Origin of the sequence: Marinobacter sp., assembly GCF_048266785.1 — a bacterium.
Classification (GTDB): Bacteria; Pseudomonadota; Gammaproteobacteria; order Pseudomonadales; family Oleiphilaceae; genus Marinobacter.
Genome location: NZ_JBLWYX010000020.1, coordinates 27878 through 50667 on the forward strand (window position 1 = coordinate 27878; position 22790 = coordinate 50667).

General features: G+C 54.1%; 21 protein-coding genes and 1 tRNA gene. 16 read left to right on the forward strand and 6 right to left on the reverse strand.

The window, feature by feature from the left end; all coding sequences use genetic code 11:
* Positions 1-35: 35 nt before the first annotated feature.
* Genes ubiG through rdgC form a run of 7 tightly spaced genes read left to right on the forward strand, consistent with a single transcriptional unit; the run spans position 36 to position 4399 of the window.
* Positions 36-752: a bifunctional 2-polyprenyl-6-hydroxyphenol methylase/3-demethylubiquinol 3-O-methyltransferase UbiG gene (ubiG, locus tag ACN0V1_RS19020; protein ID WP_417546511.1), complete on the forward strand. Its 717-nt coding sequence runs from the start codon at positions 36-38 to the stop codon at positions 750-752.
* Positions 742-1404, forward strand: coding sequence for an HAD family hydrolase (locus ACN0V1_RS19025; protein WP_417546512.1), 663 nt, complete (start codon positions 742-744; stop codon positions 1402-1404). The genes ubiG and ACN0V1_RS19025 overlap by 11 nt, the downstream gene beginning before the upstream one ends.
* A gap of 57 nt (positions 1405-1461) precedes the next feature.
* Positions 1462-2211, forward strand: a complete 750-nt coding sequence (locus ACN0V1_RS19030) for a YciK family oxidoreductase (protein ID WP_417546513.1) — start codon at positions 1462-1464, stop codon at positions 2209-2211.
* A complete protein-coding gene (locus ACN0V1_RS19035) occupies positions 2211-2444 on the forward strand; it encodes a glutaredoxin family protein (RefSeq protein WP_417546514.1) in 234 nt (77 codons plus the stop codon). Before ACN0V1_RS19030 ends, ACN0V1_RS19035 begins: the two co-directional genes overlap by 1 nt.
* Positions 2445-2457: 13 nt before the next feature.
* The gene (gene yaaA / locus ACN0V1_RS19040; protein ID WP_417546515.1) at positions 2458-3228 is read left to right on the forward strand and encodes a peroxide stress protein YaaA; all 771 of its coding nucleotides are present in this window, start codon (positions 2458-2460) and stop codon (positions 3226-3228) included.
* 24 nt (positions 3229-3252) lie between these two features.
* Positions 3253-3453: a DUF2788 domain-containing protein gene (locus ACN0V1_RS19045; RefSeq protein ID WP_417546516.1), complete on the forward strand. Its 201-nt coding sequence runs from the start codon at positions 3253-3255 to the stop codon at positions 3451-3453.
* Between the two features lie 19 nt (positions 3454-3472).
* Entirely contained in the window at positions 3473-4399 is a 927-nt protein-coding gene (gene rdgC / locus ACN0V1_RS19050) for a recombination-associated protein RdgC (protein ID WP_417546517.1), read from the forward strand.
* Positions 4400-4436: 37 nt separating this feature from the next.
* On the opposite strand, the gene ACN0V1_RS19055 is transcribed toward rdgC, so the two are convergent.
* Positions 4437-7181, reverse strand: a complete 2745-nt coding sequence (locus ACN0V1_RS19055) for a GNAT family N-acetyltransferase (RefSeq protein WP_417546518.1) — start codon at positions 7179-7181, stop codon at positions 4437-4439.
* Between the two features lie 161 nt (positions 7182-7342).
* Here ACN0V1_RS19055 and ACN0V1_RS19060 point away from each other — a divergent pair, with 161 nt between their 5' ends.
* Positions 7343-8269 (forward strand): histone deacetylase family protein, encoded by a 927-nt coding sequence (locus tag ACN0V1_RS19060; RefSeq protein WP_417546519.1) that lies wholly within the window; start codon positions 7343-7345, stop codon positions 8267-8269.
* Between the two features lie 35 nt (positions 8270-8304).
* Here the strand turns inward: ACN0V1_RS19060 and ACN0V1_RS19065 are convergent, their stop codons facing one another.
* Positions 8305-9180: a flagellar protein MotY gene (locus tag ACN0V1_RS19065; protein WP_417546527.1), complete on the reverse strand. Its 876-nt coding sequence runs from the start codon at positions 9178-9180 to the stop codon at positions 8305-8307.
* A 249-nt stretch (positions 9181-9429) separates the two neighbouring features.
* Here ACN0V1_RS19065 and pyrC point away from each other — a divergent pair, with 249 nt between their 5' ends.
* Together pyrC and rnt are read left to right on the forward strand one after the other, a co-directional pair.
* A complete protein-coding gene (pyrC, locus tag ACN0V1_RS19070) occupies positions 9430-10461 on the forward strand; it encodes a dihydroorotase (protein ID WP_417546520.1) in 1032 nt (343 codons plus the stop codon).
* A 43-nt stretch (positions 10462-10504) separates the two neighbouring features.
* On the forward strand, positions 10505-11161 hold the full coding sequence (rnt, locus tag ACN0V1_RS19075) for a ribonuclease T (RefSeq protein WP_417546521.1): 657 nt from the start codon (positions 10505-10507) through the stop codon (positions 11159-11161).
* 89 nt (positions 11162-11250) lie between these two features.
* Here rnt and ACN0V1_RS19080 read toward each other — a convergent pair whose 3' ends face one another.
* Positions 11251-13236: an SDR family oxidoreductase gene (locus tag ACN0V1_RS19080; RefSeq protein WP_417546522.1), complete on the reverse strand. Its 1986-nt coding sequence runs from the start codon at positions 13234-13236 to the stop codon at positions 11251-11253.
* A 371-nt stretch (positions 13237-13607) separates the two neighbouring features.
* Here ACN0V1_RS19080 and ACN0V1_RS19085 point away from each other — a divergent pair, with 371 nt between their 5' ends.
* Both ACN0V1_RS19085 and ACN0V1_RS19090 read left to right on the forward strand, forming a co-directional pair.
* Entirely contained in the window at positions 13608-13907 is a 300-nt protein-coding gene (locus ACN0V1_RS19085; protein WP_417546523.1) for a hypothetical protein, read from the forward strand.
* Positions 13908-14016: 109 nt separating this feature from the next.
* On the forward strand, positions 14017-16839 hold the full coding sequence (locus tag ACN0V1_RS19090) for an insulinase family protein (protein ID WP_417546524.1): 2823 nt from the start codon (positions 14017-14019) through the stop codon (positions 16837-16839).
* Here ACN0V1_RS19090 and ACN0V1_RS19095 read toward each other — a convergent pair.
* Entirely contained in the window at positions 16826-17461 is a 636-nt protein-coding gene (locus ACN0V1_RS19095; RefSeq protein ID WP_417546525.1) for a TIGR04282 family arsenosugar biosynthesis glycosyltransferase, read from the reverse strand. The genes ACN0V1_RS19090 and ACN0V1_RS19095 overlap by 14 nt on opposite strands.
* Complete coding sequence (locus tag ACN0V1_RS19100) at positions 17448-18155, reverse strand: TIGR04283 family arsenosugar biosynthesis glycosyltransferase (RefSeq protein ID WP_417517529.1); 708 nt, start codon at positions 18153-18155, stop codon at positions 17448-17450. Before ACN0V1_RS19100 ends, ACN0V1_RS19095 begins: the two co-directional genes overlap by 14 nt.
* Before the next feature lie 86 nt (positions 18156-18241).
* Here ACN0V1_RS19100 and ACN0V1_RS19105 point away from each other — a divergent pair.
* Together ACN0V1_RS19105 and ACN0V1_RS19110 are read left to right on the forward strand one after the other, a co-directional pair.
* Positions 18242-18318: transfer RNA gene (locus ACN0V1_RS19105), tRNA-Arg, on the forward strand.
* Between the two features lie 193 nt (positions 18319-18511).
* Positions 18512-19738: a tyrosine-type recombinase/integrase gene (locus ACN0V1_RS19110; protein WP_417519287.1), complete on the forward strand. Its 1227-nt coding sequence runs from the start codon at positions 18512-18514 to the stop codon at positions 19736-19738.
* 20 nt (positions 19739-19758) lie between these two features.
* Here ACN0V1_RS19110 and ACN0V1_RS19115 read toward each other — a convergent pair whose 3' ends face one another.
* Positions 19759-20373, reverse strand: a complete 615-nt coding sequence (locus ACN0V1_RS19115) for a hypothetical protein (RefSeq protein WP_417519289.1) — start codon at positions 20371-20373, stop codon at positions 19759-19761.
* A gap of 368 nt (positions 20374-20741) precedes the next feature.
* On the opposite strand from ACN0V1_RS19115, the gene ACN0V1_RS19120 reads away from it, so the two are divergent.
* Positions 20742-22046, forward strand: coding sequence for a hypothetical protein (locus ACN0V1_RS19120; RefSeq protein ID WP_417519291.1), 1305 nt, complete (start codon positions 20742-20744; stop codon positions 22044-22046).
* A gap of 163 nt (positions 22047-22209) precedes the next feature.
* Positions 22210-22683, forward strand: a complete 474-nt coding sequence (locus ACN0V1_RS19125) for an AlpA family phage regulatory protein (RefSeq protein WP_417519293.1) — start codon at positions 22210-22212, stop codon at positions 22681-22683.
* Positions 22684-22790 lie beyond the last annotated feature (107 nt).

Below are 22790 nucleotides of genomic sequence, written 5' to 3' on the forward strand. Positions count from 1 at the left end.
CCGAATTTCGATAGATTGATCAGGCAGAAGGTAACATGACAAACCAGAACGTTGACCGTAACGAAATCGCCAAGTTTGAAGCCCTTGCCAGCCGCTGGTGGGACCCTACCAGCGAGTTCAAACCATTGCATGACATTAACCCGTTGCGGCTGAACTATATCGACGAGCGCGTATCACTCGCTGGCAAGCGTATTGCGGATATCGGCTGCGGCGGTGGCTTGCTCTCGGAAGGCATGGCACTGCGCGGTGCTCATGTAACCGGCATAGATATGGGTGAAGCGCCTCTGGCCGTTGCGCAGTTACACGGCCTGGAAAGCGGAATCAAGGTGGATTACAAGCAAATCACCGCTGAAGAACTGGCACGGGACCCCGAACATGCCGGCCAGTACGATGCGGTTACCTGCCTTGAAATGCTGGAGCACGTGCCCGACCCGGCTTCGGTTATCAAAGCCTGCTCTGCCCTGCTCAAGCCCGGCGGACACCTGTTTGTGTCTACCATCAACCGCAATCCAAAATCCTTCCTGTTTGCCATTGTTGGCGCAGAATACGTTCTGAACATGCTGCCCAAGGGCACCCACGAATGGAAAAAATTCATCCGGCCATCAGAAATGTCCGATTACCTGCGCCACGCCGGGCTGGATGTGCGTGAACTGACCGGAATGACTTACAACCCCATTACCCGCTCTTACAAGCTGGGACGGGACGTGGATGTAAACTACCTGATGCACGCCAGGGACATTCGTGAAGACTGAACAGCCCTCCACCGTTCTGTTCGATCTGGACGGCACACTGATCGACACAGCGCCGGATTTTATCCGCTGTCTCAACCAATTGCGCCAGCAGCACGGCTTTCCGGCACTCCCGGCGGAGCACATACGCCGATCGGTCTCCAACGGCGCCCGGGCCATGGTGAGAGTAGGCTTTGGGCTGGAACCTGAGCACCCGGACTACCTTGCCAAACACACCGCCTTTCTGGATCTTTACGAGGCGGGTGTCGCCGTTGAAACCCGTCTTTTCGAAGGCATGGATTTACTTCTTCAGTCCCTGGAACAACGTGGAATCCCCTGGGGCATTGTGACCAACAAACCGGTACGCTTTGCTGCGCCACTGGTTCAGGCGCTTGCCCTTGCGGAACGTTGCGCCTCGCTGGTCTGCCCCGACCACGTCACCAATCGCAAACCTCATCCTGAAGCCCTGCTTCTCGCCTGCAAACAGATCGGGGTGGATCCTGCCCGGGCGGTTTACGTAGGCGACCATGAACGGGACATAGAAGCCGGTCGCAATGCCCGCATGAAAACCATCGCCGTGCGTTACGGCTATATCGAAGAGCCAGAAACCGTTGACCTATGGCATGCAGACATCATCGCCGATACCGTCAACGATCTCGCAAAGCTGTTACAATAGCGCGCTTCTGAAACAGACCAATTTTGGCCAACGCTCAGGTTGATACGGAGACAGGTTATGCAAGATTACCAGGCACCCGCTGATCTTCTGAAAGACCGAATCATACTGGTGACCGGTGCAGGCAGTGGTATCGGCCGGACAGCCGCAAAAACCTATGCTGCCCACGGCGCCACTGTGATTCTTGTTGGAAGAACCGTGAGCAAGCTTGAGTCGGTTTACGACGAAATCGAAGCCGACGGACACCCGAAGCCCGCCATTGTGCCGATGAATTTTGAAGGCGCAGCTGTAAAAGACTACGAAGAATTGGCCATGACCCTGGAAGACAATTTCGGGAAACTCGATGGTCTGTTGCATAACGCCGGTATTCTTGGCGACCGCAGCCCGGTAGAAATGTACGACCCGGAAACCTGGAACAAGGTCATGCACGTGAATGCTACGGCGCCGTTCCTGCTGAGCCGGGCAATGATCCCCCTGCTGCGCCAATCAGACGCTGCATCGGTTATCTTCACGTCCTCCGGTGTTGGCCGCCAAGCTAAAGCCTACTGGGGCGCCTACGCAGTATCCAAGTTTGCCGTTGAAGGCCTGAGCCAGCTCCTCGCTGATGAGCTTGACGACAAACATCACAACGTGCGCGTAAACAGCCTGAACCCCGGTGCTACCAGAACCAATATGCGAGCCCATGCCTACCCGGCAGAAAACCCGCAGCAGAATCCGGCACCGGAAGAGCTGATGCCTGTCTACCTGTACCTTATGGGCAGAGACAGCGCAGGTGTAAACGGCCAGCAAGTAGACGCTCAACCAAGGTAATGGAACTGTTTTTCTATACGACCTCCCAATGCCACCTGTGTGAGCTGGCCGAAGCCTTGCTTATCAGCACGCCTATGCCCGCCCCGATACCGGTAGACGTGGTGGATATTGCACAGTCCGAAGAGTTGGTAGAGCGCTACGGCACGCGGATTCCCGTGCTGCGGCGGAACGATACCGGGCATGAACTCGACTGGCCATTTACCCGGGAACAGTTACTCACGTTTCTGCAATGAGGAATTACCTGACATGTTGATGGTTATCTCACCTGCTAAAACCCTCGACTACGAGAGCCCGCTGGCAACGGAAACCTATACCCAGCCGGACTTTCTGGACGATGCCTGCGAACTGATTGATCAGCTCAAAGAACTGGAGCCCCACCAGGTCAGCAACCTGATGAGCATCAGCGACAAGCTGGGCCAATTGAACGCCGAGCGTTTTCAAAGCTGGCACACCCCCTTCTCTCCGAAGAACGCCCGGCAGGCAGTTCTGGCGTTCAAGGGTGACGTTTATACAGGGCTGGATGCCGAGAGTTTCAGCGAGCAGGATTTCAGTTTCGCCCAGAAGCATCTGCGCATGCTGTCCGGGCTGTACGGCATTCTCAAACCGCTCGACCTGATGCAGCCTTACCGGCTGGAAATGGGCACAAAGTTTGAGAACAAACGCGGCAAGGACCTCTATGCGTTCTGGGGCAATCGCCTCACCCGGGAGATAAATCGCCTGCTCAAGAGCGATGACGAGGTGCTGGTAAACCTGGCCTCGAACGAGTATTTCAAAAGCCTGAAGAAAAAAGACCTCGAAGGACGGCTGATCACCCCCCAATTCAAGGACTGGAAGAACGGTCAGTACAAAATGATCAGTTTCTACGCCAAAAAGGCCCGCGGCCTTATGTGTCGCTACGCCATCCTGAACCGTATTACCGATGCAAACGACCTCAAGGGTTTTGACCTTGATGGCTACTATTTCAGTGAAGACCAATCCGACAAAAATAGCTGGGTTTTCCTGCGAGACGAACACTAATCCAGATTAAGCTCGGAGCAAATCATGAATGAAGCAGTTTTTTCGCAGATCGCCATGCTGGTGTTTCTGACAGGCCTTATTGGTTGGATGGGCTTTATTGTTTGGGATTTAGCCAAAAAATCAGAGGCCGGAAAGTTTGGCACCATCGCCCTGTTCACTGTGCTGGGGGCGGGAGTGTTCGGTTTTATCGTCAAGACAGTGCTCGTAGAAATCATCCAAATATGAAAGACAAGGATCAAGCCTGATGTGGTTTCGTAATGCCCGCGTTTTCCGTTTTACCAAACCGTTTGATATTTCTGCTGAAGAGCTGGAAGAAAAGCTCAGCGGCGATGCGTTCAAACCCTGTGGCCCACAAGAAACCGCGCGCCAGGGCTGGGTTCCGCCTCTTGGCAAGCACGGCGAGCAGCTGGTTCACAGCGCCAATGGCTACCACCTGATTGCCTTGCGCAAGGAAGAAAAAATCCTGCCCGGGCCAGTGATAAAGGATGCGGTAGAAGACAAAGCCGAAGCCATTGAGATCGAGCAGGGCCGCAAGGTTCGTCGTAAGGAGAAAGAAGAAATCAAAGAGCAGGTGATGCTGGAAATGCTGCCCCAGGCATTTTCGCGGAACCGTCGTTGCTTTGCGTATCTGGCGCCGCAGGACGGTGTTCTGGTGGTCGATGCCGGCTCTGCAAAACAGGCGGAAGACCTTGCTTCAACCCTGCGTAAAAGCTTGGGCTCGCTGCCCGTACGCCCGCCTGTTCTGGAACAGGCTCCGATCTTCACGTTTACGGGCTGGCTGAATGAAACCATCGACTTGCCCGGCACCGTGGTGCTCGGTGATGAGTGTGAGCTCAAAGACCCCTCCGAAGACGGTGGCGTGGTTCGCTGCAAGGGGTTGAACCTCAAGGCAGACGAAATCCGTAATCACCTCGACGCAGGAATGGAAGTGACCAAGCTGGCCCTGACCTGGGACGACAACGTGTCCTTCGTGCTGGATGAAGAAATGGGCATCCGTCGGCTGAAATTTGGCGAAACGCTTCAGGATCAGCTCGACGACGTGGATGTAGATGATGCGGCCGCAAAGTTCGATGCGGCCTTCACCCTCATGACACTGGAATTGGCGAAACTGATTCCTGGATTGCTCGAAGCCATGGGCGGTGAAGACCGTTCCGCGATCGTCGAGGAGTAATCACTCAGGCGCCACTGAAGCCTTCCAACGTAAGGCTTCAGTGGGCAATCGCTCCCAGCCGCTCCTTCTGCCAGTCGTTCTTTGGTTCATTCAGTACCAGCCGCAAATCCATAACCTCTTCTTCAAGGTTATATTTGATCTCGAAGCCCAAGTGTTCCGCCAGCTGCAGCATGGGGCGGTTATCTGCCAATACGTTGCCAACCATTTCCACCGTGCCCCGGGCGCGGCAGTAATCGATCATTTTCTGCATCAGCGCGACACCCAGGCCTTCACCCTTCATTTTATCGTGCACCATCACGGCAAACTCGCACTGAAGGTTGTCTGCGTCTGTCCAGGTTCTTACAGTGCCGAGCGTTTCTTCCCCCTCACCGTCTTCTTTCGGTGCGTTGGCAATAAAGACCATTTCCCTGTCGTAGTCGATTTGCACCATCTGCGCGACATCTTCCCGGGAGAAATGTTTGCGGTACTGAAAGAACCGATAGCGAATGGATTCCGGCGACTGTAGCTCATGGAACACCCGGTGCGAGGGTTCGTCTTCTGCCAAGGCCGGGCGGATAATCACCCGACGGCCGGATTTGGGAAGCACCAGCCACTCCTCAAGCTCTCTCGGGTAAGGCTGAATAATCGGTCGGCCGGGCGTTTCAGACAGGTTGATCGCAATGTTAACGGCGACTGCGCCCTGCTCGTTGAATAACAGCGGCGAAATCTCCAGCCCGCGGATCTCGGGTATATCGATCACAATCTGGGAAAGGGTTACCAGCGTTTCCGAGACGGCCTGGATATCCGATTCAGGCTTCAGGCTATGCTCCCTGAGCAACTTGTACATATAGGTACGGCGCAACAACTCCCGGGCGAGAACCATGTTCAGCGGCGGCAGCGCAATCTGACGATCCGTCATTACGTTGATGTGAGCACCCGAGGCTCCGCAGACCACCAGTGGACCGAACTGGGCGTCCCTCGTGATCCCTACACTGAACTCAATGCCTCCAACGTGCTGATAAGACCGCTGCATGGCAAAGCCGAGAAATCCGCTGTCCGGGAAGTGCTTCTGGTATTCCTCCATCAGGAAACGGCAGGCATCGATAATCGCGTTCTCACTGTTCAGCTTCTGTACCGTGCCTTTATAGCGGCGCTGGGCGACAGTGAGGGTTACAAACGGGTGGCAGGCCTGCTCATGAATAATCGTCACGTCCACCGGACGCCGCTCTATGGAGAACGCCTCGAGAACTTCTTCTACGTCATCACAATAAACCGTCTCAATAGCGTTAATGCCATAGTCACGGACCACGTCCCGGGCTTCCCGGCTCGACAAATGTTTGCGACCTGCGCGAAGCGCGTTCATCACAACACGCCGCGTTTTGGCGTGATCAGAGAAGTGGTCGGTAAAGGAATCGGGAGTCTCAGTCAGCAGGCGCTGAACACGCTGGTGCCGCACATGCTGCATAAAGGCTACGACCGCTTTTTCCGGATTAAAAAACGATGGCAATCCGGCACGATAGAATTCCTCCCGGGCTTCCATCACCGTACTCTGTCCAAGCCAGCAGGTGAAAATGTTGAGCCGCGTGCCCTTGGCAGCCTGCACCACAGCGTCGGCAATCTGCAGGCTGTCTTCTGTCAGGCTGGGTGCATACATTACTAACAGGTTGGCTATTTCGGGGTCCTTGGCCAAAATCTTGATTGCTTTTCCGTACAACTCAGGGGACGCATTGTAGTTGAGGTCGATGGGGTTCTTGCGCGTCCAGTATGGCGGCAATAACTCCGCCAGAGCCTTAGTACTGGATTCCGAAAGGCCGGCAAGCTCCCCGCCCAGATCGGCCAGCCGGTCAACCGCCAGCACCCCGGGGCCCACGCCGTTGGCCATAATCGCAAGGGACTCCCGGCGCAGCGGTCGCATACGTGTGAGCGTTTCCAGTGCATCAAACATCTGCCCAAGACCGTCAACCCGCAGAACACCAGCACGCTGCAGCATGGCATCGTATATGGGGTCACTGCGCCTGATGCCGTCAGGCAACTCATGGGTTAGCCACTCGGATTCCGGCACTCTTCCGGACTTTACAGCAATCACAGGCTTGGTTCTGGACGCCACCCGCACAGCCGACATGAACCGCCGTGCATTTGGAATATGTTCAATGTGCAGAAGAATGGCGCGGGTCTGGGTATCCTGGGCAAGGTAGTCAATCAAGTCATCGTGATCGATGTCCATGCCATCGCCGAGCGTGAGGAAGCAAGAAAATCCAACTCCGCGGGCAAATGCCCAGTCAATCACTGTACTGGCAATGGTGCCAGACTGCCCTACAAACGCCACACGACCGGGAAGGACACCCATGTGTGCATAAGTGGCGTTCAGGCTCCTGGCCGGCACTATAAGACCGATGGTATTGGGGCCCAAAACTCTGATGCCGGTTTCCTTGGCCGCCTCCCGAACAGAATACATCAGCGGCTGATCGGTTTTACTGTGAGTACGAGACATGCCGCCGGTCATCACAATGGCTGTGCGCACGCCCGCGTCGCCCAGGCGCCTTATGGTTTTGGCGACCGTATCCGGCGGGGTACAGACAATGGCCAGGTCCGGCGAAAACTCCATTCTGGACACTTTTTTGACACAGGGCACACCGTGCACATTATCGTAATCGTTCTGGTTTACTACCAGCAGCTTGCCGGGATAGCCGCCACTCATCAGATTTCGTAACACCATACCGCCAAGGTTGTCTGACCGTTCCGACGCCCCTATCACCGCTATGGAAGCAGGATTGAACAGACTTTCCAGGTACCGGGTGCTCAAGCTGACTCTCCTTTGATATGTGACTGCCCTATCTTAGGCATAGACGAGCCTATGTGAAATGCCTACCGGTCCTGTAAGACCAAAGAAACGCGGCACCATTGGATTATCCCTGATAGGATTAAAGAAAATACAAGTATAGATAGTGGGGCGCCTCGAGATTTATGACCACCGCATTTTTTTCCCACGATGACTGCATGAAGCACGACATGGGGCCGGAGCATCCGGAAAGCCCCGGTCGTTTGGCAGCCATCATCAGTTATATAGCCGACACTGGAATTGCTGAGAAACTCGACTGGGTGCGGCCCGAAGAAATCACCCGCGACCAGCTATTAAGTGTGCATCCCGAGCGCTACCTGCAACAGCTCGACATGATGCAGCCCACAAGAGGGCGGGTATTCACCGATCCCGATACTGCCATGATGCCGGACACCCTGCGCGCCGCAAAACTCGCAGCCGGTGCCAACATTCAGGCTGTGGATATGGTCATGAGCAGCCAGATCACCAATGCGTTTATCTGTGCACGGCCTCCCGGGCACCACGCTGAGCGCAGCAGGTCCATGGGTTTCTGTTTTTACAACAACATCACACTCGCCGCCATGCGCGCACTCAACTTCCATCATCTTGAGCGGGTAGCCATCATTGATTTTGATGTGCATCAAGGTAATGGCACGGTAGACATTGTGAGCGGAGATGAACGCATACTCATGTGCTCCAGCTTCCAGCACCCCTTCTATCCGCACTCGCACGTGCACCGGCAAGCCGATAATATTGTGAACGTCCCCATTGAAGCGGGCTGTTCCGCTGCAGACTTCCGCAAACGGGTGGAATCCGGGTGGATCAAGCGCCTGAACGCCTTCAAACCCCAGGTTGTTCTTATATCCGCAGGATTTGATGCTCACCGCCTCGATCCTATGGGGGAACTCAATCTGGAAACCGAGGATTACCGCTGGCTAACCGAAATTCTGGCTGGCGTAGCGGCCGAGCACAGCAACGATCGGATTATTTCGACACTGGAAGGTGGTTACCACCTGAAGGCACTCGCGGAAAGCGTGAATGCTCACCTGGAAGTACTGAGTTCGATCTACTGATTTATTGAAGGTGGCAGACTCTCAGGCCAGCAGTATTAGCCCGCAGAGGCACCACCATATCCATTCGCCTGCTGCAATCCCGGGCGCTCGCCCTCGCGCTGCAAGCGGATGGTTGTGCGGCGATTATCGGCAGGCCGTTTGGATACCGGGTACTGATCGCCATGGGCCCTCACCGTAATCAGGTTCGGATCCACTCCCCGGCTTTTCAGGTAATCCGCTACCACGTTGGCGCGATCCTCAGACAATGCGCGATTATCAATACGGCTTCCAATGCTGTCGCTGTGCCCATCAACAAATACCCGCTCAATCGTGGAATCGGCCATGAGATAAGCAACGATATCGTCCAGCGTATTCATATCCGTTTCAGACAGACTCTTGCTGCCGCTGGCAAAGGCAATTCGTGATCTCCCGACTTGATCGATATTGACCGGCAGCAGATTCGCAACACACGAACGATAGCGCTGATACTGGCCGTTGAAATTGATATTGGAAACCTGCACACGAACCGGGCTGCCATCGTACCAGGAAGCACGGGTAACCGTGGGGCGCATGCCCTCAAGAAGGCTTTGTGCGAGAATCATAGCCTGTCGCGTTTCAAGAGATACCTGACGGCGCCCCTCGGATATGTCTACCACCCCCACAGGCCTTGGTGCGATACCCGGCCGCCAGGCAGGCGCCTCAACAACCAGGGCACCTCGCCCGGGGCGCATAAGGTGAGATTCAGACTCCAGGAAAAATGACAGACTTTCTCCCGCTCTGTGACGAAAAACAGCCCGGCCATAACCCGGAACTTCATGCACCATAGAGCACTCGAACACGGATTCGGCAAGGTACCACTGACTGTTTGAGATTCCCGCGCCATAGCTTCCAGCCAGGCCTGACCCGGGCAAAAAGATACCTAGCGTCAGCATTCCCAGCAGATTTCGCGATTTTTTGGTGAAAACGAGTGCCATAGCGGTCATACCGTTGTTTCACGGATGTTTCGTGGTTTCCCTGTTTATCGGCACCGATTCAGTGTTCTTTAATCGGTGAGAGGAAAAACAATCACCGGCGCGTTCTGCTATAATCTGCAAAATTTTTCCGAGCCAAAGCGCCTTCCAAAGCGAACGCGCCTTTCACGCCTCTTTTTTTCCCTTTGAAGGTATTGCGGAAGCCAGCAAATGACCGAACAGCTTACCCTTGTGCGCCCCGACGACTGGCACCTCCATGTTCGAGACGGCGATGTTCTAACGGATGTTGTGCCTGCAACCGCCGCCTGTTTCGGCCGCGCCATCATTATGCCGAACCTTGTTCCGCCGGTAACCAACACCGCTGAAGCCTCGGCGTACCGGGATCGCATACTGACAGCAGCCAAGGGCACAGACTTCCGGCCTCTGATGACGCTTTATCTGACAGAATCCACGTCCCGCGAAGACATCCTTGAGGCCAGTGCAGATGGCGTTGTTGCAGCAAAACTGTACCCGGCGGGAGCCACCACAAATTCCGCTTCCGGCGTGCAGGACATCCGCAACATTTATCCGGTACTCGAAGCCATGGCTGAATGCGGCATGTTGCTGCTTGTTCATGGAGAAGTCACCGATGCAGACATCGATATTTTTGATCGGGAGAAGGTGTTCCTCGAACGCGTTCTGGCACCCACACTGGACGCCTTCCCCAACCTCAAGGTTGTACTTGAGCATATAACCACCGCCGACTCCGCGGAGTTTGTTCGGCATCATCAGGGCGACAACCTTGGGGCAACGATTACGCCTCAACATCTGATGTACAATCGCAATCACATGCTGGTCGGTGGCATACGCCCTCACCTGTACTGCCTCCCGATCCTGAAGCGTAACCGGCACCAGCAATCCCTGAGGGATGCCATTGCCAGCGGCGACAAGCGATTCTTTCTGGGAACCGACTCCGCACCGCATGCCAAGGACAAGAAGGAAGCTGCTTGCGGCTGCGCAGGTTGTTATTCGGCCTATGGCGCCATCGGACTGTATGCGGAGATTTTTGAAGAACTCGGCATTCTTGACCAACTGGAAGCATTCGCCAGCCTGAACGGTGCGGATTTCTATGGTCTTCCGCGAAATACCGATACCATTACACTGGTGAAGAAACCTTGGACAATGCCCGATGAGTTGCCACTGGCGGGTGGTGCCATTGTTCCGTTGAAAGCCGGCGAAACCATTAACTGGCGCTTGGCATAAACCTATTCTGACTTCCTGATAAACGGCCACAACCGGAGCTTTAGTGACTGACGAAAACAGACAATCGCACCCCATGTCCCGCAGATTCCGCGGTTTTTTGCCCATTGTTGTCGATGTGGAGACCGGCGGGTTCAATCCGGAACGCGACGCGCTGCTGGAAATCGCTGCCGTAATACTGACTATGGACGAAGACGGTCGGTTGCGACGGGCCGAAACCCATGTGCAACAGATTGACCCGTTTGAAGGCGCCAATCTGGAACAGTCTGCGCTGGACTTCACAGGGATCGACCCTTGGAACCCGGAACGGGAAGCCGTGCCTGAGCGCGAGGGTCTGAGCGAAATTTTCAGCCCCATCCGCAAGGCGGTCAAGGCACACGATTGCAAGCGCGCAGTGCTCGTGGGACACAACGCCACCTTCGATCACAACTTTGTATTTGCTGCAGCACAACGAGCGGAGATCAACAGGAACCCTTTCCACCCTTTCTCCACATTCGACACGGCCACCCTTGCTGGCCTGGCCTATGGTCACACGGTTCTGGCGCAAGCCTGCAAACTGGCGGGCATTCCATTCAATAGTAAAGAAGCCCATTCCGCTGCCTACGATGCGGAAAAAACAGCCGACCTGTTCTGCGGGATAGTCAATCGCTGGCTAGACCTGGGCGGGTTTCCGCCTCCACTGGTTCCGGATGAAGCCGAATAGCACAGGCTATACTTCGACAAACAGCACCCACAAAAAAACCCGCAATTAAAATGCGGGTTTTTTCGATTCAAAGCTACAAAAAATACTGTTTACCAGTGAATACCGCGCATAACAGCAGCGAATGCCACCTGCTCCGTGGATACCTTCTGCCTTGCAATGGACTTGCCACCTACTCCCGGAGATGAATCCGGGAACATGCGATACCCGGTATTCATTATGATTTCACCCATCTTCGGCGCCAATGCGTGCACCACCTGAGTAAAGATACCAAGGCGCGTAGCAATACGCTTGGGGCGCTCAACAATTGCGCTCGTCACTAAATCTGCCGCCTCTTCCGGCGAGAGCGTCGGTACCGAGTCATAGATTTTAGTAGGCGCAATCATCGGCGTTTTCACCAACGGCATATTGATGGTGGTAAACGTTACGTTGCGATCTGACCATTCAGACGCTGCGCATCGGCTGAATGCATCCAGTGCCGATTTGGACGCTACATAAGCCGAAAAGCGTGGCGCGTTGGTAAGAACACCAATGGAAGAAATATTCACTACATGCCCACGATGGCGCTCCAGCATGGACGGTGCAAAGCCCATGATCAGGCGAACAGAGCCAAAGTAATTCAGCTGCATGGTGCGCTCAAAATCATGGAAGCGATCGAAGGACAACGACAGCGAACGACGGATCGAACGCCCGGCGTTGTTCACCAGCACATCAACATGGCCATGGTTATCCAGAACGGTTTTCACAAACCGGTCGCAGTCTTCCATATCGGAGAAGTCACACTGGTAGGCGTGCACACTGCCACCCTTTGCCTCAAGGGCGGCGGCCACCTCGTCCAGTTTTTTCTTGGTGCGGGCGCCAATCACCAGAATAGCGCCAGCTTCCGACAGCTTCTCAGCCGTTGCCAAGCCGATACCGGAGGTTGCACCGGTTATCACACACACCTTACCTTCAACAGTGCCCTTCAGACTGTGATCCTTGAACAGGTCAGGATCGAGATGGCGCTCCCAGAAGTCCCAGATCACCGGTGCATAACTCTCGAGGCGGGGCACTTCTATACCCGTTCCTTTCAGCGCGCGCTCGGTTTCACGGGCATCGAAGCGGGTGGGGTAATTGATGAAGGACAACACTGAGCGGGGAATGCCCATATCGTCCAGCACAGCGCTGGTCAGCCGTTTAATCAGCGGCAAATTTTTCAGGCTTTGGCGGATAAACGGTGGCACAAAACCGAACATGCGAGAGTCGATACGCATAGCCATCTTGGGTGCGTGGCCTGCCTCACAGAATATGTTAAGAATTTCGCCCACTTTGTATGGGTCAGAATCAACAAGGTGGAAGCACTTTCCGTCCTCGCCTTCCAGGTGCGCGATGTGATCCATGGCATCAACGACAAAGTCCACGGGGACAACGTTCAGGCGACCACCTTCCACGCCAATCGTCGGCACCCACTGTGGCAATGTGCGACGGATCTTCTGAATCATTTTAAAGAAATAATAAGGCCCATCAGTCTTGTCCATTTCGCCGGTTTCAGAGTGACCGACCACCATACCCGGACGATAAATACGGAATGGCACTTTGCATTCTTCACGGACAACTTTTTCAGATATGTGCTTGGTCATCAGGTACGGATGATCCAGCTTCTCAGCTTCTTCAAACATATCCTCGCGAAAAGTGCCCTTGAACAGGCCCGCGGCTGCAATAGACGAAACATGGTGGAAATGTTTGGCCTTCATCGCGCCGGCAGCATTAACTGCGGCCCTGGTACCATCAATATTCGTGGCTTGCTGAGCTGCCTCATCGGCACCCATATCGTAAACGGCAGCCAAATGGAAAAAATGGTCGACCTTTCCTGTCAGCGCTTTCAGGGTTTTCGCATCAATACCCAGGTTTTCGCGGGTAAGATCGCCAAACACAGCCTTAACACGGGACTCGTCAACGCCCCAACGTTCTCTGAGCGCGTCGAGCTTGCCCGCAGACTGCTCGCGCACAAGCAGGTGCACGGTACCGCCCCTCGCCAGTAACTTTTCTACAAGAAAGCGGCCGATAAACCCCGTACCACCGGTCAGGAAATAATTCATTGATAATCCACCCTGCATATTGCTCTGTTGTTGTCTGTTAAAGCTGACCTTATTAGACCAAAGTCTTATGGCGGTCATGTAAGGCGGCATTGTAACTAAATGCAGCTTTCATGTATCGGAATTTTTAGAGTTTTCACTCTGTAACCTGTTGTTTTAAGTAGAGCTATTACTCTAACATCTGGCCAGCGTGCCTGTATTTATTGTCGACATGACGAATCTGAGATTAGCACAGTAATCCGCGTATGCCTTCCCCGCGGCTGAATTACCGCAAAGCAATGAAACAGCCTGCCAGCAATGCGATAATCCGGAACTTGCTGCCTCTTCAGGCGTCAACCCTTTTCACAAACCAAGCAATATCCGGAAACCAGACAATGCAGAATGACAACCCGAACGCCGAACGCTACATCACGATTGCCCGTGCCTGCCTGAAAGCCATCAACGACACTGCGAAAAATTCCGGAGACCGGGAACAGAAAATCCAGGCCGTCTATCAAGCAATCGATAGCGCTTTCCAGGCAGAGTTTGCCGATTACCGCCAGTCCGTCGCTATCATGGCAACCGTGCTTGAGCGCATTGCTTCAGGCGAACTTGATGGTGACAAAGCGGCAGATCTGGCTCGCAAGACTCTGGACCAACAGCCAGAAAATACCCGTAAGGCAATGATGCATTGAAACGGAGCACATCGTTTCTGCGCCAGACCGTATATCAGAATAACTTTCCAGAAGCTCCTTAACGGATAACAGAGGCCCTATGCGAATTGGTATTCACTTGAACGCTAGAATGCAGGTTCTAACGACAAATGCGCTTGCGTTGCTGTTGCTGTTATTTGTCAGTTCGTTTGCTTCAGCGGCACAAACGCCGGAAAAGAGCCCGAACGATAACAACGAATACCGCTTCATTGAGCTGGATAACGGCTTACGAGCGATTCTGGTATCCGATAAGGACGCGGACAAAGCCGCTGCCTCCATGAACGTCGGCATTGGCAGTGGAGATGATCCAAAAGAGCGCGAGGGTATCGCACATTTTCTGGAACACATGCTATTCCTGGGAACGGAAAAGTATCCGGAGCCGGGCGAATATCAACAGTTCATCAAAAGCCACGGCGGCAGTCATAATGCCTTTACCGCCTTTAGCAATACGAACTACTTCTTTGATATCCAGGCCGATTACCTGGAGCCCGCGCTGGATCGCTTCGCCCAACAGTTCGCAGCCCCACTGTTTACGGCCGAACTTGTCGACCGCGAGCGCAACGCGGTTCATTCAGAATTCAGTTCCAAACAAATGGAAGATGGTCGGCGCTTCTATTCCGTCAAGAAAGCCACCAGCAATCCTGAGCACGCTTTCCACCAGTTCGCCGTCGGCAACCTGACCACACTTGAAAACACCGACGACAACCCGCTTCGGCCCGATCTGATCGAGTTCTGGAAAGCCCGTTACTCGGCCAACCTGATGACCCTCGCAGTATATGGTCCGCAGCCGCTCGACACGCTTGAAACCATGGTGCGAGCGCGCTTTGACGCCATTGAGAACCGCAACCTGCAACAACGGGTCCACTCCGCCAGCCTACTTGAAGCCGATGTGCTGCCCGCCAAGGTAACTGCAGAAGCAATCAAGGATGTACGCAGCCTGACGCTATCGTTCCCGATTCCATCGCAGCAAGAAAACTACCGCACAAAGCCCGCCAGCTACATTGCCAATCTGTTGGGCCACGAAGGCCCCGGGAGCCTGTTTGATGTGCTCAAGAAAAACGGCTTGGCCGATAGCCTGTCAGCAGGCATTGGTATGGACACGGGCGAAAACGCTACGTTGGACATAAGCATTGCCTTGACGCCCGAAGGCCTGGGCCGGCATGACGAGATCATCCCATTGGTGTTCCAGTGCATAGACATCATTCGTGAGCAAGGCATCAACCAACAGCGTTTTGACGAAATGCAGCGGCTGGCACAAATCGACTTTCGTTTTCGCGAACAGGCCGAGCCCATGCATGAGGCCATGCGCCTGTCGAGCCAACTCCAGGACTACCCGGCAGACGACATTCTAAGTGCACCCTGGTTGATGGAACGTTACGCACCGGATCAGTACCGGGATATTCTGTCCAGACTGACTCCAGATAACGTAATGGTGTATTTGCTCGCACCACAGCTCGGGCTGAAGAATCCAAACCTCACTCAGTGGTATGAAACACCCTGGCAAATTGAGCCCCTGAATGCGGAAGCGCTGCAAACCCAAGCACCAGACGCACTCGCCAAAGCGCTCGAGCTTCCATTGCCCAACCCGTTTGTGCCGGAAAACCTGGCCATGGTGCCGGGCAAAACCATGGATAAGCCCGAACTGCTGGGTAATCACGAGGGTATGGCGATCTGGTTTGCCCGGGATACACGCTTCAACACGCCAAAAGCCAACGTATTTTTCAGCCTGCGCACGCCGGCGGCACGGGTATCTGCTCGCAGCCATGTTCTCACACGGCTTTTGGTCGACAGTATCAACAACAATCTGAACGCCTGGGCCTATTCCGCACGCCTTGCCGGGCTGGATTACAGCATCTATCCGCACTTGCGCGGCGTTACAGTGCGGGTTGGTGGTTACAGCGACAAACTGCACACTCTGATGAACCGCATCCTCATGCAGGTTGCCACCCCGGAGGTCACCCGACAGCGGTTTGATATCGCCCGACAAAACCTGATAGACAGCCTACAAAACAAAGCCAAAGACCGCCCGGTGGAACAGACATCGGAGTTCATCCAGACAGCTCTGCTCGAGGACACCTGGAGCACCGAAGAAAAGCTCCTCGCTGCCAGAGACGTAACCCTCGACGAACTCATGTCTTTTGCCGAGGCCCTGCTCTCGGAAGTCGATCCCGTGCTGCTGGTTCACGGCAACATTACAGAAGCCTACGCACTCAACCTGGCGCAGCAGATTGATGCGATTGTTCTGGGCAAGAGTGACTTTGTAGCGGTCGAGCGCAGCCGTGTGCGCAAGCTGCCGGCAGAGGAAATGCTGGTTTCCCTGAACGTCGAACATCCGGATACCGGGTACACGCTTTACACTCAGGGCAAGACCACCAGCTTTGAAGAGCGCGCCCGCTTCCGCCTGCTGGCGCAGATTATCAGCAGCCCGTTCTATGAAGAAATCCGTACCACGCGCCAGCTTGGCTACATTGTGTACGCGACACCGTTCGAGATGCTCGAAACTCCGGCCTTGGGCTTTGTGGTTCAATCCCCCACTGCCAGCCAGGAGGCCATTGACCAAGCGGTTCGCGAGTTCACTGACGGCTTCGAGAACACTCTTGGCAAGGTGAGTGAGGAGCGCCTTGAGCGTGAAAAACAGGCGGTTGTCAGCGGCCTTATGGAACGGGATCGTCAGTTGGGGGAAATCTCGGAGCGCTACTGGCGCGAGATTGACCGCGGTGCAGATGGCTTTGATTCTCGCGAGAAGCTCGCGAAAGCCGTTAAAGCCGTCAGCCTTGAAGAGCTGAAAGCCACCTTCAGGCATTCGGTACTAAAGCGTGACAGGGCGCTGCGCGTAGTGACCGGAGGCGAAGGATTGAGTGCCAATAAAGCCCGCGATCTTATTCTTCAGCAACCGCCGGTCACCGCAAAGTAAGCTGAAAACGCGCCCAATCCTCGGGCTCATCTACGTCCCAGCGGGGCTCCAGCAAACCAACGCTGAGCCCCAGCTCTTTGAGCCGTTCACAGGTTTGCTCAAGAACCCCCTCCGTGCCCCATGCAATATCATCGAGCATGTGCGGAACCACCCGGCGAGCGCCAATCAGCACGTAGCCACCGTCATCAGACGGCCCCAAAACCACATCGTATTCCTGCAGACCAGCCACGGCCTGGTGCACGTAACCCGGCTCAACCGAAGGGCAATCGCTGCCCACAATAATCGCCAACGGGTGCGACTCCAGGCCGCTGTCCAGCGCACCCTGCATACGAACGCCCAAGTTAGCGCCCTTCTGTATTCGTTGCTCCAGGCCTTGATGCTCGATGGCGCGAACAACCTCCTGCGCATCCTCTGGCACAGCCTCAACTGCCCTATCCCACCAGAACTGTACAGGAAGGCCACTGCCACACAGGTTATCCAGCACAGCAAGCGTGAGGGTTAAGTGCGCATCCAGCGCTCCGGAAACACCCAGTGCCGGAATAAGGCGGGTTTTCACCCGCCCCGCTTCCGGCCACTTGGCGAATTGCATTAACAGCGCACTGGGGGCTTCAATCTTTGCCATTACGAACATCCGAACGGTAGGAGTGAACAAGCGCTTGGGGTGATTCGCCGCGCCAGTAGCGCCAGCGTAAACGCCACATAAGAAAAATCGTACGCCAGACGCCACCTTGCTCCCAGCGCCGGCTGTCGGTGACCACCGGATCGTGAATACAAAAGGGCCGGGAAACCAGGCGGAGGCGCCTGGAGAACCCTATATCCTCCATGATCGGCAGGCTATCAAACCCGCGCAGAGCTTCAAAAATCTCCCTGCGCACAAACAGCGCCTGATCCCCGGTACAAATACCTGTTAACCGCGAACGCTGATTCATGAACCAGGCAATCACCCGGAACATCGAACCCTGGCCGCTCAGGCGCACATCGAAGCGGCCCCAGGCTTTATCGCTTGCAACAAACTCACTCAGGCAATCCAGTGCATTTGACGGAAGGCGGGTATCCGCATGCAAAAACATCAAAACACGGCCTTTGGCAACAGAGGCACCCGCATTCATCTGCGCGCCCCTGCCCTTTTCTGACTGAACCACCCGATCCGCAAGCGGGCGTGCCAGTCTGGCTGTGCCGTCCGTGCTCCCCGCATCCACAACAATCACTTCGTGCCCCGCGGCACGTAACGGTTGCAGAGCGCCAAGCGTTTCCACAACGCCCGAAGCCTCCATCCAGACTGGCACAACAATGCTTAGCGAGAAAGGGTCAGACAAAGCAAACTCCCGGACCAACAGAAAACACGGTAACACCTTGAGCCATAAGCCTCAGGCCGTTATCATACCGATCTTCTGAAAGAAGCGCCTTCGTAGCTCATCTGGATAGAGCGTCCCCCTCCTAAGGGGAAGGTAGCAGGTTCGAGTCCTGCCGAGGGCACCATTTACCCTTCCGTACCGATCCATCGCAAGCATCAACTAACTGTTTTTAAAGTACTTTACCGACAACCCGCATCCTTATCGATCCACAATATTCCGCCCCAATCTACGCATTCTGGGGGTACATTTGGGGTGCAAACTGAAATACACCCCGCTATAGTAGATTTTGTACCCCCAAAAAGAGTTCAAGCCCCGCCATGTCCAGGCCTATAAACCTCCTGACCGACAAAAAGGTCCAATCCGCCAAGTTCGAGAAGCTCGGCAAACGAACCAAGCTCGCCGATGGCGCCGGACTTTACTTGGACATCCAGCCATCTGGGAAGTATTGGAGGATGAAATACCGATTCGACGGCAAGGAGAAAACACTTGCACTTGGCGTCTACCCAGATGTCTCGCTGAAACTGGCTCGGGAGCGTCGAAAGGAGGCCCGGGAGCAGATTGCCGACGGCATTGATCCAAACGAGGTGAGAAAAGAGCAGAAAGCTGCCAAAAAGGAGCAAGCGGACACGTTCAAGGCCGTTGCGGAGGACTGGCTCGAGCTCAAGAAAGGAGAACTTGCCGACAGCACGCTGGAAGTCTCGAAGCGAAGGCTTGAAACCTGGGCCTTCCCTAAACTAGGTCACGTGCCGATCAGGGAAATCAAGCCAGCGACTGTCATGGAAGCTCTGAGACCCATTGAAGAACAGGGCAAATTCGAGACCGCTCATCGAATCCGGCAACGCATTGGCGAGATCTTTCGCTTTGCAGTAGCAGCTGATCGTGCTGAGGTAGACCCCACAGCCACGCTGAAAGGCCAACTCAAAACCACGCCAACAAGACATAGATCCGCGATTACCAACCCGGATGAGTTAGGCAAGCTGCTCAAAGCAATCGACGCCTACGGAGGGCACGCATCCTCCAGAGCTGCCTTAAAACTCGCGCCTATGCTGTTCCTTAGACCGGGCGAACTGCGAAACGCGGAATGGAGCGAGATCGATCTGGACACTGCCATCTGGGTCGTTCCAGGCAAGCGCATGAAAGGCACTCAGAAGGCCAAGAGAGCAGGCCAAGTGCCGGATCATATTGTGCCCCTGTCGACACAGTCCGTCGAAATCCTGAAAGAGCTCAAGGCCATTACCGGCCATCAAAGTCTGGTGTTCGAATCCGTCAAACGGGGCCGCCCACTGTCAGAGAACACTATTAACGTAGCACTCAAGTCGATGGGCTACGACGGTTCCACAATGGTCGGACATGGGTTTCGAGCGACCGCATCGACCCTCTTGCATGAACTGGGCTGGCTACCGGAAATAATTGAGCTTCAATTGGCCCACAAGCAACGCAATCAGGTTGCAGCTGCTTACAACCGCTCTGCGCGCCTTGAAGATCGGAAGGTGATGATGCAGGAATGGGCTGATTACCTAGATCGAACTAAAAAACCCAGTTAATACTCTGATTGCTGCTTGCATCAATCATCTTTGATGCCCGAGCCATGCTTGTTACAAACCTCTTCCCAAGCATTTTTTACGTCCCGAATCTCACAAGCCAAGTCACGCGAGGCTGTGAAGGCATGCACATATTCAATGCCTTTCTCGGAGACATTCATCACCCCATCGAGGTCATTCGCCTCACAAGCCAATATCGCGTTTACCAGTCTTTCATAAGCCTCCAACCGAGACAGCCTCTTGGAGAGGCTCCCTTCCTGGTGAGATAACCGTTTTTCACGAAATTCGAGCTCATCACCTTTCGCCTTCAGTATTTGAGAACGCTCTTTCATTATCTGGCGCTGATGCTTCAGGGTAACACTCTCACTCCTTCTGATCTCAGCTTCATCGTTTATCAGATTCTCAACCAGTGTCGATTGACGCAGCCTGCTAACCTTGGACAGCGACTCCAATTTGGCGCACACAGAGTCTCTGAGATCCAGGCGTTTGATCGATCGCTTCTCCTTTTCACGGACCAAAGCTGCTCTTTTTTGCCTTACAGCATCCTGCAGCAATCTAAACCGAAATTCTCCATCCTCCGAACGCAGGACTTCTGCAACCATTTCGGCTAACTTTGCTCGTGGCGTCATATCGGCCACAGACCTCCAACGGTTATTGACTGGGAGGTCCACTTTGCGTTCCTGAAGGTACCCGACCGCGAATTCTTCAAGCCCATCTCTCTGAACTCGATCAGCCCATTTCTCAATTCTTGACCTCACTTGGCGGCTACCCCCAAAATTTGATAATGACTCTCGTTATCATTTAACGTCACTCATAAGACCATATCATGATCAAAACGTTGTACAAACGTTATGTTGCATGAGTATGCTATATCGTACCTACTCAATATACTAAAATTGTCATGCTGCTACGCCTTTCACACATCGATTGCTCACCATTTTCGAAGTTCTTTCTACTGAAATTCACGGCACGTTATGGCGATCAGTCGCCTTGGCTAGACCAGGTGATGGAAATCATTCGCGCAATCGAGTTACCGAAGTCGAGGTTCTACACGGTCGTCACAGAGCTGCGTTCATTAGGCATTCTGGAAGTCCTAAAGACCGAACCAACGGAGGTCCCTCAGGTCCGGTATCGGATCAAGATTGAAGAACCGAAAATATGCTCGCTTACCCTCAGCAAACAACCGCACCTACACAAACGCAAAATCGACCAGTTACTGATATGGAGTTCACGTTCGATTAGTGCACGGCCTCATCAGTTAACGATACCGCAGCGGGTGCTGATGATTGCCTTACTTGAGGAGGCCGACGCGGGGGGAATAATCAGAAATGTCGGTTTTTCTGATTTTGCTCAAAGGACTGGGTTGGCTACCCGACAGGTTAAGAACCAAATGACGAAGCTCCGGGAGTTTCACTATGTTCGGGTTTCACTCCCGGGCGGAAACGCAACAGGCCTAACTGGACGGTATAACAGCGTCCACGCACTAAATCTAAGGCATCCTGGCTTCGGTCAGCAGTGTGCACGTAGGGGCATAGTGATTTTTTTTCAGCGATCAGTTCCGCCGCTTACAGAAGAAGACCTTAACTTTTTTCACTACCAACGCCTGAAATTGCTCAATCACCTTTCGAAGCTAATGCGTGCTTCAAGAGGACAGATTGGCGAAAGTGACGAGCTTGTCAAGCTCGCAAACCGGGCAGGCAATCTTAACGCTTCCGCCCCTTGGATTTTCCTGAACTGGCTTTGCCATGATCTAGCCTCACGGACATTATCGGAACTCTGGAAGGAGCTATCAGAACTGGCAGTCGTCGACCTTGATGCCATCATCAGCAAGAAAATCCGAGGAGAGTGGCTGTCGGCCTATCGCGCAATCATCGAAGTGGATGACGACGAGCATCCCGGACAAAAAAAGGCCGTACTAAGCAAACAACCCAACCTGCCTTTGCTTCACTTGATCGAAGTGAACTTGAGGACTACCGTGCGTAGCATCGCTATTGGGATAAAAAAAGCTCTTAAGGACTCGGAAGTTCTACCTGAGCAAATCCACAACTACCACTTCCAGATCCTCCCAAGCCCTCACAAAGGCAAACACAGTCAATTCGCACTGGAGATTACGACGCCGGATCAAAACCAGTTGGCCCAAACAAATACGTTTGCGTTGGCTCTAGGTTTCAATCCGAAGAAGGAAAAGGTAACGGCTAACAGCATTACCGATATCTATGAGCTAGAACACAGCGCACTGGCAACGACGGGCATAGCCACTCCACCACTGACCTGCCCTTTGCTCTCCACGATACCGAGAGCGCAGAAATGATTCCGGACCAGACGGACCACCGTTTATGCCACTGGTGAGCACGCCTTGAACGCGGTGTCTTTCACTGCAGATAACCAAGCCCAGCGAACCTCGGTAGCGGACAATCTGATTATTTTCTACATGCCCTTCCGATCTTTTGAACCAAGAGATCGGGAGGTCAATCATGCAAATCCTCAGGCTCAGAGACGTTATTCAAAAGACAGGCCTTGGCCGCTCATCAATTTATAAGTTTTCAGGCCAAGGCTTATTCCCCTGCCCCATAAAGCTTGGTGGCATGTCAGTTGGCTGGACAGCAGATCGAATAGAGCGATGGATTGTTGAACGAATTCGCGAGCGTGATTCCGTCGCCGGAAATGCAGAGCACACTACGCCATGGGCCGTCACTATTGGAAAGGAAGGCAAAGGCCAAACGGGCCTTCGGGTCCTCCGAATAAAGCAAGTTATTGAGCTAACAGGCCTGGCTCGGGCCACGGTGTACAAATACATTCACGAGAGAGCATTTCCGCTTCCGGTATCACTGGTAGGTGCCTCGGTAGGCTGGCTGCAGGCCGAAGTCGAGTATTGGCTGGCTTCCTGTACTGGAGAGAGTAGCGATGAGCCCTTCATTGAATCTGAAGCGTCATCCGAAGCTGCCTAACCCATCGTCAACAAACCGATCTCAGTAACGCCTTGTAGTGGTCAACTAATCCCGGACAGTATTTTAAGTTTTTCTTCCGCGACCACAGGTGGCATGCCGTCATTGAA